Consider the following 14461-nt stretch of genomic DNA (forward strand, 5'->3'; position numbering starts at 1 on the left):
CCACAATATTATCTAAGTAATTTCAAATAGACAAATTCCCGAACCTTATTTGGAATCAAACGAGATACAAACCTTATTGTTACATTTCGAAATAATTCGTAACAATTAATAAACCCCATTCTTGCAAACTCTCTTTGTAAATTCAATTCGCTAATTGCATATTTTAAACCTCCACGTCGCTTAAACATCTCACTTGAAAACCTAAATGCTAGAAGACTCTCTTGAATATTATAAAACTTCGCGCCATTCATCAACATCCTAACCCAAAGATAATAATCTTCAAATAATGGAAAATGCCTATATCCGCCCGCAGCAAATACTGCATCCTTTTTAAACATCACAACTGGATGATTAATAGGACATCGTTTCTTTGCATAAAGATATATTTCATTATGATATTCCGGAAGTTTTCTTATAGAAACAACATTTGAAGAAACATTTTCAAATTCGCTAATCCAAGCACCAACTACATCCAATTCCGGATACTTTTCAAATACAGTAATTTGGCTTTCAAATCTGTTTGGAGTTGCAATGTCATCAGTATCCATGCGAGCAACAACATCAAAAGTACAATACTTCAATCCGACATCTAAAGCCTTACCTAAACCCTGATTCTCAGACAAAGCTAAAATTTTAAACAAACCAGTATATTTTCTCACATAAGAATCAATCATTCTATCTAAATCAATAGATAATTGACCGTCCTTTACTAAAACTAACTCATCAGGTAATCTACTTTGGTTCAAAATACTATCCAAACTCTGCTTCAAAAAATCAGGATTTTCTTTATAATATACAGAAAGTAATACAGAGAACTTCATCATTTCAATTTTCTTATAGCACGTACCAAACAGTTATGTCCCTTTCGCCCAAAAGCATAGTATAAAATTTTGTGCATATTTCTTTTAAGAGAATACTTCAGCCCCCGTTTTATCCACTTTCCATCAAAATGATGAATACAAAAGGTACTATCACTTATATCTATCTTGCCAATATTATAATCTTTAGGTGAAAAATAATAATATGGTTTAATATCAAATGCCTTTTCTTGAATAATTCTATTTAGTAATAAAGGCACAGGCTTAGTATCAAACGAACCATCTTCTTTCACAAAAGGACGATTTGCATAGTAATCTAAACAAGATTTCACCCAATCTGCACCTTTTTCAGCTCCAATAACAGCAGCTTCAATGTCTCCACTAGCTTCTTCTCCCAAAAATTGCTTTTCAATCAAAAGCGATTTAAAATCTTTAAGCACCTCAACATCAGCATCTAAATATATTCCTCCATAATGATACAAAGCAAAAAAGCGGATATAATCTGCGGCAAAAGCATACTTCTTATTTTCATAAGCTTGCTTTAACCACAAATTAGAATTAACATCAATCTGCCTTGTATCCCATAACATAAATTCATAATCGGACAAAATGTTATGCCAAGAATTAATACACTTATTTATTAAATCAGGAAATGGATCACCACTCAACCAACAATAATGAATAATTTTAGGAATCACTTTATTTTTAATTTTATTTTATCACAAAAAGAATATGCTATCAACAAAATAAAGGTCACAATATTTAACGTCAAGATATACAATATAAAGCTTGTATTATTTTTATTGGATCTCTTAAATATACTATAAAAAAAATTCCGGGAAAATCCAGTAAGAAATCCGTCTAATGCAACTGCACAAAAGCCTAAATCTGCATAAGCATAACCTAATCCAAAAGAAGGCATATATCCTTCTGCAGAATATTCTGGATATATTTTATAATTCAACAACGCAAACCCATAGTCAACAGGCTTATCTGGCCAAAACAATCGAGGAATTAATTTATACCAAGAACTTATATATATTTGCCCATTATAATAATCCATTTGATTTCTCTGTAACATATCAATAACAATAGACTGTTGTTTATATAGATCAAAATAAGATAAAGCAGCCATTCCTATTTCTGTTTGAGAGCTTTGAGAATAATGATACAGTAGCATTAAAATAAAAGAAAATAATAAAAAGAATGACATATAAGTATAATTAACTTTTTTATATTCTTCATACATCGTTACAAAAACAATTAATGTAGAAAGTATAGCCATTTTACTACCTGAAAAAATCAAAAAGAAGACCACTATAAATATACCAACAGTAAGTTTTTGTGTTTTTAAAAACTGAAGTATAACAATAATAATCAGTAATGTTTTTGATATTTCATATAGAGATGCATAAGGAGAAAAAACAACAGCTTCATAGAAATCTCTAACCCCCTTTAAAGATAATCCATAAGATATTAGCAAAGGAAACATTATAAAAAATAACATACAAACAATACATATAGAAATTATAGAAATTAGATTAACGTTTTCAATCTCTTTCACAGCCCAAAAACGGCAATTTATCCTTGAACCTATATATATAAAAAGAATGTTGAGTAATATAACAATATCTGATAATAAATAATCTTCACCAAGCCCTATATTAATAGCTATTATTTGTGGAATCAATAAAAACAGCAAGGGTATTTGTAAAGAAAGAGTAAAGGGATTAAATACTCTATCATACTTTTTTATAGAAGATCTAATAAGTAACAGTGTAATTATCAAAGTTAGATATAGCATCTTATATCAATATTTTCCAGACTTAATAAGAAAAGGCCTTATCAAAAGTTTAATCAATAAATATATCCTAGAATTATTAACCTTATATCCATACTTTAATATTGAAATAAATCTCCAAAACGCTCTTTTATTAGGATATTCAAGAAAGCAATCAAATAGTTCTATATCACGGCTCTTCATCTTGGACTTATGAATATCATAAAAAGATTTAATTCCAAGGTAATAAGTTTCCTCTAGTACTGGCACTTTCAAATTATGAATAATTCTATCAAATCTTTCTATTCCATTTTGGACAATATGGGGAGTAAAATTAGAACTATGTTGGCGATATAAAAATAAAGATTTATTAATGTAATGTATATTACCGAAAAGGACCCCTGCCAAATTTAAAATTTGATCATGCATTGCTATATAAGTATATTTCTTATCGATGCATTCTTTCATTTTTATATTAAAAATGGCAGATGCACCCTGATACCCACCATTAAAGAAAAACAAATCTTGTAAAGAATGAGGATAAACAGATGCAGAATTACACCCCATATAATAACTTTCCGGAAACCATGTGTAACCATTGCCATAGACAACTTGCGGAATAGAATTGTCTTTAGAAATAATTTCAGATAGTAACACTTCAAGCTTATATTCAAGCCATAAATCGTCTTGATCACAAAAACAGATAAATTTAGCTTGTGACACTCCAAGCATATGCATAAAATTAGCCCCTGGACTTTTCAAAGAGACTCCATCATCAATTAATTTAATACGAGAATCCAATTTTTCGTATTTCTTAATGATATCTAATGTATTATCACTGGAACCATCATCATGAATATATAAAATCCAATTTTTATATGTTTGACCAATAATTGACAATATTTGATTTTCTATAAATCTTGAACCATTATAACTAGCCAATAATATATCAATAGTTTCCATCATTTTCTTAACCTTTATCCATAATCTCAACAAATAAATCCTCCCATTTAGAAACAACATTGGAAGCCGAAAATTTCTGTACAAAAGAATATGCTTGCTCAGCTAACTTTAATCTTTGGGAAGGATTAGACATTAATTCAGCCAATTGATTTGCATATTCATTCAAATTGAATGGAGTTACTAACAAACCAGTCTCTCTAGGAATTATTATATCTCGGACTGAAGCAAAGCTATCAAATGCCATTGGAATAACTTTATGCTGCATAGCCTCTAATAAAACCATTGGAAATCCCTCATATGAAGATGTTAAACATAATATAGCAGAAGACTCATAATAGATCCTAGGATCACATTGACCAGCAAAAAGGACTCGTTCTAATTTATGACGCTTAACATAATTACGCATATAACGTTCAAGACCACCATATCCTACAAATATCAATTCCCAATCCAAATATTGTTTATATATTCTCTTCCAGATTTTCAATAATCTGTCTGGACGCTTTTCTGTAACTCCAAATCTCCCAACATATAGTATTTGTTTCTTTTTACAATATAATGTATTTCCTGAATATGGTAATGGATTGGGTATACTTCTCAGTTTAAAAACAGAACTAGGACATATATATGACATATCCTTAATATAATTATTTGATAACAAAAGAACTACATCACTATTTTGTGTTACATATGAATATTGAGATTTCAATTTATGTAATTGAACTAGCGTTCTATATATATATCTGAGAGGGAATAATAATAATTTCATCAAATATTCACAGACATCTCGTAAAGAAAAACTCACCCATAAAGGTATCAATGCATATTGATGATGTCGAAATCCCACAAGAGGATTAGTATGAATTACTGATATAATTTTCACATTACTTCTATTTTTTATATTTAAATATAAAAAAGCCGCTTTCTCTGAACCATTTTGATTAATCACAATATCAATTTTATTTTCCAGTAAAAAAGAATTATAATAGTCTATATTCTTTTGAGAATAATAGCTAGATGTTGGAAAATAAAACTGCTTTACAGGAAAATCAAAGTTACTACATCTTTGTTCACTACTTAAATAAAAAACAGAATATCCACGATTAATCAAATGGCGTGACAATATATCTGTTACTCTCTCAACACCGCCATTTTGTGCAATAAAAGGTACGTGAAAAACAAATAAAATATTAAGTTTTCTCATTAGATAGTTATTTCTTTTTTAAAGTAATAATTCTATCCATAATAGAAATAGGTAAATACAAATAGCATACAGCCTTTAAATAAAGAATAAAGAAATTATTAATAAAATACATATATCCACTTTTGAATAACAACTCCTTCAATATATATTTTCCATCCTTATTACTTACTGTTTTCTCCCTAATCCCCTGGATAAGGACATATAAACTTAAATTTGTCATACCATAAAACAATGTTTTTTGAAGTACTTTACGATCATTTCTAAATATATCATATACCAAACTTAAACGAATTAAAAAGTCTGCTTTCTTCCATGATGTTATAGAATTAGATGATAATATAATTTCCTGTGAAGTTAACACGCAACGTCCCTTACCATTGATTCTCAAATACTCAAGAACGACGAGGAGTGGACCAATCATTGTCGTAGAATCATTACATCCTGATGATATATAAGGCCTCAATTTAGACAAATTATAAATACAAATAGACATCCAAAAATGTAAAGAGAAAATTTTATGAGATTTCAATAAAGTAACAAATTCAATAAAACTATAAGAACTAACATCAAAGGTGGAATTCATACAAATAGAAATCGCATCTGAGTTATTCTTTATAACCGATAAAACACTATTAATCGCATCTGGCAGTACAGGATCATCATCAGACAGAGTCCATACCCAATCAGTAGTTGCATACTCTAAACAACGAATGTAATTAGTAGGCATCCCAACATTTACTTTATGAGTCACGATATGAATCCTCTGTCTTTCTTCTTTCGAAAATAGCTGATAAATATTATATGAACTACAATTATCTAAAATAAGAATTTCAACCTGATCAGTTACTTGCTTTAGAAGTAACGATACTTGATCCTTCAATTTTTCAGGTCTATTATAAGTAGGAATAGCAATGGTTAAAAGTTTATCTTCAAATACTTGCATAATGCCACTTTTTTCTTTTTTGTAAAAATATTATATATATCCATACTGCGGAACATAATGTTAAGAATGTATATCCTATTACAATTCCATTAATTCCACTAATGGCTCCAAGAAATAATGTTGATACAGAACACATGATTGCAATTATTACTGATTGTATTAATAGAGGTTCCCTTTTATGGCATCTAAGATAAATAGCCCATCCTCCATATAATTGTCTCAACACAATTGTAAACATCAACATCACAGTTAATCCGTACGGCAAAAAACGATCAATTAACAAATGACCTGATATAGAAATTTTATATATGTCAATTATATATAAACCAAATATGAAAAGAAATAACACAAATATATTTATAAAAAATGATTGAAACATAGTCAGTTTAAAAATACGATCTAATTTTAGATATTCTTTGGCAGCTATCAAGCCTGAAAATAAAGGAATTTTTGTAGTTATCCAACTATCAGAAAGAGACATAATTGCATTAAGTACACTTAAAGTCATTCCCATTTGCCCTGCAACTACAGCACCCTCAGTAGCAAATAAGACTGGATTAAATAATTGAAAAATAAAATAACTACTAATCCAACTTAAAGCAATCTTCCACTGAAAAGGAAAAATTTCTTTCTTATAAGATATAACACAAGTAACCGAATTACGATAAATAGCATATAATATTTTACTAAACCTCTTATAAACAAAGCAAGTACAGACCAAAACTCCTAAAAATAAGGCAATTCCTCCTGCATACAATTTTCCACCCAAAAGAAGGGTACCAATCAAGCCGATAACAGATACACATTGCTGTATAAACTGCATTAATGCAATCTCTTTAACTTTTCCTAATCCTTGAAGAAAAGCTATAAAAGGAGATATAAAAAAATATATAGCAGTCATCAAACATAGCATCAGCCAAGGCATTCTCCATTCTACAATATTATCTTTCGAACAGAATATAAAAAATATATATCCAACTAAAGATAACACAAAAAACAAACAAATAGATAAAGTAGAATATACCTTAACAGAAAAATGCAATAAAGACGAAATCCTAGACTTTGATGTGCTACATCCAACAAATTCATTCTCCTCTAATCGTATATTAATAGCCTCATGAGCCACATATTGGCTCAAAATATTATTAAAACCTAACTCAAAGAAAATTTGAATAGCCAAAATACTAGCAAATGTAAAATAATATCCTTGTTCTATATTGGTTAATTTTTTTGTAACTAAAACAACGACCACTAGTCCCCCTATTGCCTGTACAATGCGAGCTAATCCAGTAAATAGAATAGCTTGATCAACCCCTATTTTCCTAAACAACAACCTATTAACCAAGTCCATATGAACTTCTTAACCAATTAATCATCAACTCTATCCCTGCTTCTTTCGATACCTTCGGCAGCCATCCCAAAATCCTTGTAGCTTTTTCAATATCCGCCACGAAAACCTTCTGATCACTCTCTCGCCAAGGTAATTGAGTATAGATCATCTCAATATCAAGTTTATTCTCAAGCAAATCAAACAGTTCCAACAAAGAAAGACTATTTTCTATACCACCTCCAATATTAAACACCTCGCCATAAGCTTTGTCAATGTCCTTTGCTGTAAAATACAAATTCACAACATCCTCACCATGAAGAACATCACGGACCTGTTTACCGGTACCCGAGATTGTAAAAGGTTCTTGCAAAGTATGGTTCTTGATCTCCAGAGCTTTCTGACAGAACCAGCCAATCCACCCCTGATCGTAGGTAGCGTGCTGATTACTGCCGTACATGGAAGAATGACGGAAAACAATCGTCTTTAAACCATAGATACGATGGAAGTCCAGCAGGTATTGATCGGCACAACCCTTCGAACAACCGTAAGGAGAGTGAAAATCCAAAGAAATCGATTCAGGAAAGCCATTAGGGTATTCTTCGCAAACATAACGGGTAGACTCTTCCCTGAAATGCAAATACTCAAAATCACCGTAAACCTTATTCGTCGAAGAATACAGGATTACAGAATCCGGAGAATACTTACGGACAGCATCCAGTAAATTGAATGTTCCCAAAGCATTTGTTTCGTAGTCCAACCGAGGATTGGAGATGGAGGTGGTCATCGCAACCTGGCCCGCCAAATGAAAAATATAATCCGGCTGCACCTCCTTTATTACCGTTTCGACATCGTTGGTATTACGGGTATCATAAGGATAATATGTAAAGTCACCTTTCGTACGTAACCACTCAAGATTTGAACTGCTGCCATAACGAAATAAATTGTCCAAGACAAAGAGTTTTTCACCTCTCTTTAGCACCTCCGCTGCAAGATTGCTCCCTATAAAACCGCATCCGCCGGTTATCAAATACTTCATAGTTATTGTTTTAAATAATCAGTTAGTCTTTTTTCGTTATCAAAATGGATATTGCATCCCGTTATTGATGATAGTTTAGCTATGGAGCATTTAAGATCCATAGCTTCATTCTCCCGATAGGGTAAAGCACCGTAATTCACATCCGATGACGAGTGAAGATATGCTTTACAATGCTCGATAATCTGTTTCAAAGAAATACTTTCTCCGCTACTCACATTCACAATCTCCCCAAGACATTTGAAATGGTTCTGTAAAAGGGATTCTATTGCACAAGAGAAGTCATCCACATAAATAAAATCTCTTTTCTGTTCACAGGGGGAAACATTCAAAGGAAGCCCGGATCTCAGTTGCCCGACAACATAGGGGATGAATTTATCCTTATTCTGAAGCGGACCAAACAAATTACCGGGTCGGACAACCATTATCGGAAAGCCATAATTCCGATACAACATCATGGATGTATTGGTTGTCAATTGCTTGACCAAGGCATACGGAGAGTTAGGACACTCACGGTCTTCCTCCCGAAAGGGAGATTGTTCAGAACCATACTCTTCAGAACTGCCGAACTGAACAAAAAGTTTCAACAAGGATTCTTCTTTGAAACGTTCATACAGATTGAGAAGGATCTTTAAGTTGGACGAAATTAGTTCATCAAACAAGGACATATTCCGCTCCGCCGTCACTATCGAAGCAAGATTTATGATATAATCAGGTGATGGTACATCCTGTGGGATACGTTGACTTACCAAATCCAGTTCCGTTGTTTCAATGGAGGGACAAGATGTAAAGAAGGGCTGATCAATATACTTATCAAATACATGCACATGATATTTTTGAGACAGGTATTGTGCCAGGTTCTTGCCGATAAAGCCGCTCCCTCCAATCAGGAATACTGTTTCCATCTTATTTCTGTATAAAATTAACTATCTGGTCAACACAAACATCATACACCTCTTCTTCCCGGTATCTTTTATACCAGTCCACCGTCAACTCAACCGTCTGCTCAATATTCATCTTCGGCTCCCAACCTAAACGGAATTTTGCCTTCGAAATATCCAGCATCAACAACTTCGCTTCATGCAACGCATGCGGATCAGAAAGGTCACGAAGTTCACCGGAACCGTAATTATTCACTACTTTCGTAGCCACATCCCATACAGTAGAGATTGACTCGGCTCTCGGACCGAAGTTCCAGCCTTCACAGTATCTCGTAGGATCACTCCACATCTTCTGCGCGAGCAGCATATAACCGCTCAACGGTTCAAGTACATGCTGCCAGGGACGGATAGCTTTCGGACTTCGGATATCGATAGCCGCTCCAGATTCCAAAGCCTTGATGCAGTCCGGAATGATACGGTCTAAAGCCCAGTCTCCACCACCGATAACGTTACCAGCTCTTACACTGGCGATGGATTTTCCGTGTTTATCGTATTGCTCGGGGTGAAAGAAAGAGCGACGCCACGAAGCAATCGCGATCTCAGCCGCCCCCTTACTGCTGGAATAAGGATCGTAACCGCCCATAGCCTCGTTTTCACGGTAACCCCAGATTTGCTCCTTATTCTCGTAACATTTATCTGTGGTAATCATCACACCTACCTTCACGCTATCCGTAGAACGGACTGCCTCAAGAACATGGATTGTTCCCATTACATTGGTTTCGTAGGTTTCAACAGGGATGTCATAACTCAAGCGAACCAGAGGTTGGGCAGCAAGATGAAAAACAATCTCAGGTTGATATTCCTGAAAGATAGCCTTTAGACGCTCACCATTGCGGATATCGGCACGAAGGTCGGCCTTAATTTTCTCGCCGATACCGGAAAGTACGAAATTGTCTCGAGCCGTAAAAGGGTCTTGAGCCACACCAATCACCTCGGCCCCCAATTCATGCAACCAGATGGAGAACCAGCTACCTTTAAAACCGGTATGACCGGTGACAAGGACACGTTTGCCCCGATAAAAATTATCAAATATATCAATTCCCATACGGCTTACCACACTTTCCAGGGAGCAACTCCCTGATCCCACATTTCATTCAATTCTGTATTGTCTCTCAGAGTATCCATCGGTTTCCAGAAACCCGTATGGCGGAAAGCGTGCATCCGGCCCGCCTTGGCTATAGACTCGAGGGGCTGACGCTCAAAGATGGTGGAGTCACCCTCAGGGATATAATCAAACACTTCGGGTTCACACACAAAATAGCCCGCATTGATCCAATTACGGTCACCGTCGGGCTTCTCCTGGAAAGAGAGGACCTTGTCCGTATCGAGATCGAGCTGCAGGGCGCCGAACTTACCACCGGGTTTGTAGGCCGTAAGGGAAAGGAGGCAGCCCGAAGACTCGTGAGCCTTCAGGGTATCACCGATGTTCAGGTCGGTGACACCGTCACCATAGGTCAGCAGGAAACGTTCGTTCCCGAGATATTTCTGTACACGCCGGATACGCCCGCCCGTTTGGGTGTTCAGCCCGGTATCGACCATCGTGACTTTCCAGTTCTCGGAATGGTTATCCAGAATGGTGGTCGTATTGTTGGAAAGGTCCACGGTCATATCACTGTTATGGCGGAAATAGTTGGCGAAATACTCCTTGATGATATATTGTTTATAACCGCAGCAGATCACGAAATCGTTGATGCCGTAATGGCTGTAGGTTTTCATGATATGCCAGAGGATAGGTTTACCACCGATCTCCACCATAGGTTTGGGGATCAGGTTAGTGGCTTCGCTCAGGCGGGTACCGAAGCCACCGGCTAAAATGACGGCTTTCATTATGCTTGACAGATTACTGAAGGTTAATAACCGGAAATTACTTGCGGGAAGAGACAAAGTCACGGATCGTACCGATCATGTGGTCGAGCATGACACGGGTCATGCCCGGATAGACACCGATCCAGAGGGTATGATTCATAACGTAATCAGTACCTTCCAGATTGCCGATTACGCGGTAGCCCTCACCCGTGGAGCGCATTTCATCAAAGGCGGGATGCTTCAGAAGATTGCCCGCAAACAGGTTGCGTGTCTGGATCTTCCTGCTCTCCAGGTGTTGGGAAAGGTCGTTACGGGTGAAGCCAGCATCTTCCTTCACCGAGATAAGGAAACCGAACCAGCTCGGGTTGGAGTTCTTCTGCGCTTCGGGAAGGATAAGGCCAGATGTACCCGCAAGGCCTTCTTTCAGGTAGGCGAAATTTGACCGCCGGGCTTCGACAATGGAGTCCAGCTTCTCAAGCTGGGCACAGCCGATGGCAGCCTGCATATCGGTCACTTTCAGGTTATACCCGAAATGGGAATAAACATATTTATGGTCGTAACCTACCGGAAGGTCGCCGAACTGTTTGCTGAAACGATATTTGCACGTGTTGTCAACGCCCCCGATACACCAGCAGTCACGGCCCCAGTCACGGAAAGAGTTCACCAGTTTGTGGAGCAGAGGATCATCGGTATAGACAGCGCCCCCCTCTCCCATCGTCATGTGGTGCGGAGGATAGAAACTGCTCGTGCCGATATGGCCGATCGTACCTGTTTTCTTTTCCACACCGCCGATTGTATAAGTAGAGCCAAGGGCATCGCAATTATCCTCTACCAACCAGAGGTTATGTTTATCACAGAAATCTTTGACAGCCTGCAAATCAAACGGGTTACCCAAAGAGTGGGCAATCATTACCGCTTTAGTTTTGGGAGATAATGCGGCTTCCAGTTGAGTCACGTCGATATTGTACTCGGGGATGGTGACATCCACAAAAACAGGGACCGCACCATACTGGATGCAGGGGGTCACCGTTGTGGGAAAGCCGCAGGCTACCGTGATCACTTCATCGCCCCGCCTGATCCTGCGCTCACCCAACTGCGGGGAGGTCAGGGCCATAAAGGCGAGAAGGTTGGCCGAAGAGCCCGAATTGGTCAGGGAGCAATACTTCACACCCAGCCATTCGGCAAAACGGATTTCAAACTTCCGGGCCCAAGGACCGGCGGTCAGCCAGAAATCAAGGGAGGAGTCAACCAGATTCACCAGTTCGCGGTCATCGAAATAACGGCCACCGTAGTTGACAAAACTCTTACCGGGTTCAAAGAATTGGGATTGTCCGTGAACCTCTTTGTAGTATTCCCGGGTTAAATCGAGAATTTGTTGCTTCAATAGATCTTTTTGAGACATATCGTATAATTATTTTTCTTATTTCTGTTTTTTATCTCTTACCCTGTCAAACCATAAATTCAGTCCCACCCACACAGCAATATCCGCCAAAAGCATCACCGTGTTGTCAACCACCGGAACCAACAGAATATTCACCGCACTAAATGCACAAGAAATCAGCAAGATCGTTATCATCGCCTTTCTTGGTGTGAAACCCATTGCCAGGAACTTATGATGAATATGGTTCTTGTCCGGTTCGAAAGGGCTCTTGCCACTGCGAACACGAACCATCACCACACGGATCACGTCGAACGCAGGGACAATCAGCGTACTGAAAGCAATCACGAAAGCACCTTCGGTATACGGGGTGACATCCGGATTGTACTGGCTGTATTTGATGGCAAGGAAAGAGAGCACATAGCCCAAAGTCAGGCTGCCCGTATCACCCATAAAAATCTTACGGGCACGTTCCGCACTGCCGAAGACGTTATAGTAAAAGAAAGGGACCAGCACACCGAACGTGGCAAAGGCGAGCATGCTGTACGTCCAAAGTTCTTTCTGCATGAACAGGAAGCCGAAGACAAGCAGGGCAACGCTGCTCAGACCGGAAGCAAGACCGTCGATACCGTCAATCAGATTGATGGCATTGGTGACAAAGACAACCAGAAGAACCGTAAAAGGCATACCTATCCAGGCAGGAAGGGCATACAGACCGAAAAGCCCGTAGAAGTTATTGATCCAAAGGCCGGCCAGGGGAAAAAACGAGGCACAGATGATCTGGATCACAAATTTCTGACGATAGCGCACTCCGACAAGGTCATCGGCGATACCCGTCAGATAAAGCAAAGTCATCCCACAGACCAGAAACATGCACTCGGGCAGCAAGTACACCGCACGGAGGGCAGGAACATCATAACCCATCAGAATGCGAAGTGCGAACACACCGCAAGAGGATAACAGGATGGTGGGAAAGAAAGAGACACCGCCCAAACGGGGAATGGCACGTTTATGAACCTTGCGCTCACTCGGCATATCGAAAAGCTTCTTCCGCAAAGAGATAAGCAGGATGCGGGGAATGATAAGCCGGGCAATCGAAGCAGAGATGACAAAAGCCAATATGATGAAAAGGATATTCAAGACAAAGGGGATTTAGGTTATATACAGTGTTGTGTCGAAAAAGAAAAGAGTTCACTCCTCTACTTCCCAGTTGGGATAAGGATTCTCTTCAAGGCTGCGGAGTTGTTCGGCAATCTCACATTCATCGCCGGAAAGGGCACGTCCTCCCCAACTGTCGATGATGCTGTGTGCCTCACGGGAGAGGTCGTCGTCAAATACTTCGCCATAGCAATAAGTCAGAAGCTGCACCTTCAGCAAAGAAGCGGGCAGGCGGTCGAGCACTTCCCAACAACGGTTCAGGATCTGCTGGATGCGGACTTCCTTGTCACCGTTATTGTAGATCGTCGCGTTATAACCCATCAGAAGCGAAAGGCACAAACGGGCTTCTTCCTCGTCGGTGGAGCCATGATGGGGATATAAAGTGTTGGCACGGCTGAGTACATCACCGTTCAACCGGCTGAAGTGGTCGCTGTAGATGGGGCTGCCATCGGAACCCAGATACAGAAGTTCGTGCGCCAAGGTGTACAAAGCGGTAATTTGAGAATCTAAAGAGTTCATGGGAATATTTACTATTTACGATTTACTGTCTGCTATTTTACTGTTTAAAGATCGAGCGGCTCGATTAGAGAAGGATGGATGTAGGTGGTGGCAACGGCCATCACTCCCTGAATGGAAACCATCACGCGACGGTCGTTTTTCACACGGATGAACTCACCTTCGACACCGGCAAAAAGCCCACCCGTCACACGCACACGCTGTCCTTTACGGAAGGCTACAGCGGAAGGCTCCAGGTAAACCAGTTGCTGCTCGTAACTGCCGGCAACCGCCATGAAGCTGCGCATCTGGGAGTCCGGAACAACAATCGGCTGGCGACTTTCCCGATCCATGATATAACGGATCGGAAGGGATACACCCATCTCTTCTTTGATACGGTCGATACGTTCACGGCACGAACGGACGAATACCAGATTATGAACAGCGGGAACCAGTTTACGTACTCGGCGTTCGTTCTTCACGATATACTCGTAGCGCATCGGGATGAAATTCTCGATGGATTCGCTGTCAAGGTACGTTTTCAAAGAAAGTTCGCGGCTGTAGGTGACTCGCACAGCATACCAATGGATGTTGTCGGATTCCTTCACTAAA

15 protein-coding genes are annotated in these 14461 nt (G+C 38.6%); all 15 read right to left on the bottom strand.

Going from position 1 to position 14461, the window contains the following annotated elements:
• Positions 1 to 8: 8 nt before the first annotated feature.
• Genes DBK98_RS22050 through DBK98_RS22120 form a run of 15 tightly spaced genes read right to left on the bottom strand, consistent with a single transcriptional unit; the run spans position 9 to position 14457 of the window.
• Positions 9 to 821, bottom strand: a complete 813-nt coding sequence (locus tag DBK98_RS22050; protein WP_032535470.1) for a glycosyltransferase — start codon at positions 819 to 821, stop codon at positions 9 to 11.
• Positions 821 to 1516, bottom strand: a complete 696-nt coding sequence (locus tag DBK98_RS22055; protein ID WP_032535451.1) for a glycosyltransferase family 32 protein — start codon at positions 1514 to 1516, stop codon at positions 821 to 823. The genes DBK98_RS22050 and DBK98_RS22055 overlap by 1 nt, the downstream gene beginning before the upstream one ends.
• Positions 1513 to 2622: a hypothetical protein gene (locus tag DBK98_RS22060; protein WP_033572587.1), complete on the bottom strand. Its 1110-nt coding sequence runs from the start codon at positions 2620 to 2622 to the stop codon at positions 1513 to 1515. The genes DBK98_RS22055 and DBK98_RS22060 overlap by 4 nt, the downstream gene beginning before the upstream one ends.
• 6 nt (positions 2623 to 2628) lie before the next feature.
• The gene (locus DBK98_RS22065; protein WP_033572586.1) at positions 2629 to 3564 is read right to left on the bottom strand and encodes a glycosyltransferase; all 936 of its coding nucleotides are present in this window, start codon (positions 3562 to 3564) and stop codon (positions 2629 to 2631) included.
• 4 nt (positions 3565 to 3568) lie between these two features.
• Entirely contained in the window at positions 3569 to 4765 is a 1197-nt protein-coding gene (locus DBK98_RS22070) for a glycosyltransferase (RefSeq protein ID WP_032541816.1), read from the bottom strand.
• A gap of 7 nt (positions 4766 to 4772) precedes the next feature.
• Positions 4773 to 5708, bottom strand: coding sequence for a glycosyltransferase family 2 protein (locus tag DBK98_RS22075; RefSeq protein WP_005781142.1), 936 nt, complete (start codon positions 5706 to 5708; stop codon positions 4773 to 4775).
• Positions 5695 to 7059 (bottom strand): oligosaccharide flippase family protein, encoded by a 1365-nt coding sequence (locus tag DBK98_RS22080; RefSeq protein WP_033572585.1) that lies wholly within the window; start codon positions 7057 to 7059, stop codon positions 5695 to 5697. Before DBK98_RS22080 ends, DBK98_RS22075 begins: the two co-directional genes overlap by 14 nt.
• Positions 7046 to 8074 carry a GDP-mannose 4,6-dehydratase gene (locus DBK98_RS22085; RefSeq protein ID WP_032535893.1) on the bottom strand — a complete coding sequence of 343 codons (1029 nt, stop codon included), beginning with the start codon at positions 8072 to 8074 and terminating at the stop codon, positions 7046 to 7048. Before DBK98_RS22085 ends, DBK98_RS22080 begins: the two co-directional genes overlap by 14 nt.
• 2 nt (positions 8075 to 8076) lie before the next feature.
• Positions 8077 to 8976 (bottom strand): NAD(P)-dependent oxidoreductase, encoded by a 900-nt coding sequence (locus DBK98_RS22090; RefSeq protein WP_032535894.1) that lies wholly within the window; start codon positions 8974 to 8976, stop codon positions 8077 to 8079.
• 1 nt (position 8977) lies between these two features.
• Positions 8978 to 10057, bottom strand: coding sequence for a CDP-glucose 4,6-dehydratase (gene rfbG / locus DBK98_RS22095; RefSeq protein ID WP_033572590.1), 1080 nt, complete (start codon positions 10055 to 10057; stop codon positions 8978 to 8980).
• 5 nt (positions 10058 to 10062) lie between these two features.
• Entirely contained in the window at positions 10063 to 10839 is a 777-nt protein-coding gene (gene rfbF, locus DBK98_RS22100) for a glucose-1-phosphate cytidylyltransferase (RefSeq protein ID WP_005781149.1), read from the bottom strand.
• Positions 10840 to 10876: 37 nt separating this feature from the next.
• Positions 10877 to 12220: a lipopolysaccharide biosynthesis protein RfbH gene (gene rfbH / locus DBK98_RS22105; RefSeq protein WP_033572534.1), complete on the bottom strand. Its 1344-nt coding sequence runs from the start codon at positions 12218 to 12220 to the stop codon at positions 10877 to 10879.
• A gap of 18 nt (positions 12221 to 12238) precedes the next feature.
• Entirely contained in the window at positions 12239 to 13336 is a 1098-nt protein-coding gene (locus DBK98_RS22110; protein WP_005808196.1) for an MraY family glycosyltransferase, read from the bottom strand.
• Between the two features lie 51 nt (positions 13337 to 13387).
• Positions 13388 to 13873: a UpxZ family transcription anti-terminator antagonist gene (locus tag DBK98_RS22115; protein WP_032535434.1), complete on the bottom strand. Its 486-nt coding sequence runs from the start codon at positions 13871 to 13873 to the stop codon at positions 13388 to 13390.
• Positions 13874 to 13917: 44 nt separating this feature from the next.
• Positions 13918 to 14457: a UpxY family transcription antiterminator gene (locus DBK98_RS22120; protein ID WP_005781154.1), complete on the bottom strand. Its 540-nt coding sequence runs from the start codon at positions 14455 to 14457 to the stop codon at positions 13918 to 13920.
• Between the last annotated feature and the right edge of the window lie 4 nt (positions 14458 to 14461).

Origin of the sequence: Bacteroides sp. PHL 2737 (genome assembly GCF_004115325.2) — a bacterium.
GTDB classification, from domain to species: Bacteria; Bacteroidota; Bacteroidia; order Bacteroidales; family Bacteroidaceae; genus Bacteroides; species Bacteroides hominis.

Coding starts and splice junctions, on each gene's coding strand:
- DBK98_RS22050 (WP_032535470.1), bottom strand. CDS start 821: ATGAAGTTCTCTGTATTACTTTCTGTATATTATAAAGAAAATCCTGAT.
- DBK98_RS22060 (WP_033572587.1), bottom strand. CDS start 2,622: ATGCTATATCTAACTTTGATAATTACACTGTTACTTATTAGATCTTCT.
- DBK98_RS22065 (WP_033572586.1), bottom strand. CDS start 3,564: ATGATGGAAACTATTGATATATTATTGGCTAGTTATAATGGTTCAAGA.
- DBK98_RS22070 (WP_032541816.1), bottom strand. CDS start 4,765: ATGAGAAAACTTAATATTTTATTTGTTTTTCACGTACCTTTTATTGCA.
- DBK98_RS22075 (WP_005781142.1), bottom strand. CDS start 5,708: ATGCAAGTATTTGAAGATAAACTTTTAACCATTGCTATTCCTACTTAT.
- DBK98_RS22080 (WP_033572585.1), bottom strand. CDS start 7,059: ATGGACTTGGTTAATAGGTTGTTGTTTAGGAAAATAGGGGTTGATCAA.
- DBK98_RS22085 (WP_032535893.1), bottom strand. CDS start 8,074: ATGAAGTATTTGATAACCGGCGGATGCGGTTTTATAGGGAGCAATCTT.
- DBK98_RS22090 (WP_032535894.1), bottom strand. CDS start 8,976: ATGGAAACAGTATTCCTGATTGGAGGGAGCGGCTTTATCGGCAAGAAC.
- rfbG (WP_033572590.1), bottom strand. CDS start 10,057: ATGGGAATTGATATATTTGATAATTTTTATCGGGGCAAACGTGTCCTT.
- rfbF (WP_005781149.1), bottom strand. CDS start 10,839: ATGAAAGCCGTCATTTTAGCCGGTGGCTTCGGTACCCGCCTGAGCGAA.
- rfbH (WP_033572534.1), bottom strand. CDS start 12,220: ATGTCTCAAAAAGATCTATTGAAGCAACAAATTCTCGATTTAACCCGG.
- DBK98_RS22115 (WP_032535434.1), bottom strand. CDS start 13,873: ATGAACTCTTTAGATTCTCAAATTACCGCTTTGTACACCTTGGCGCAC.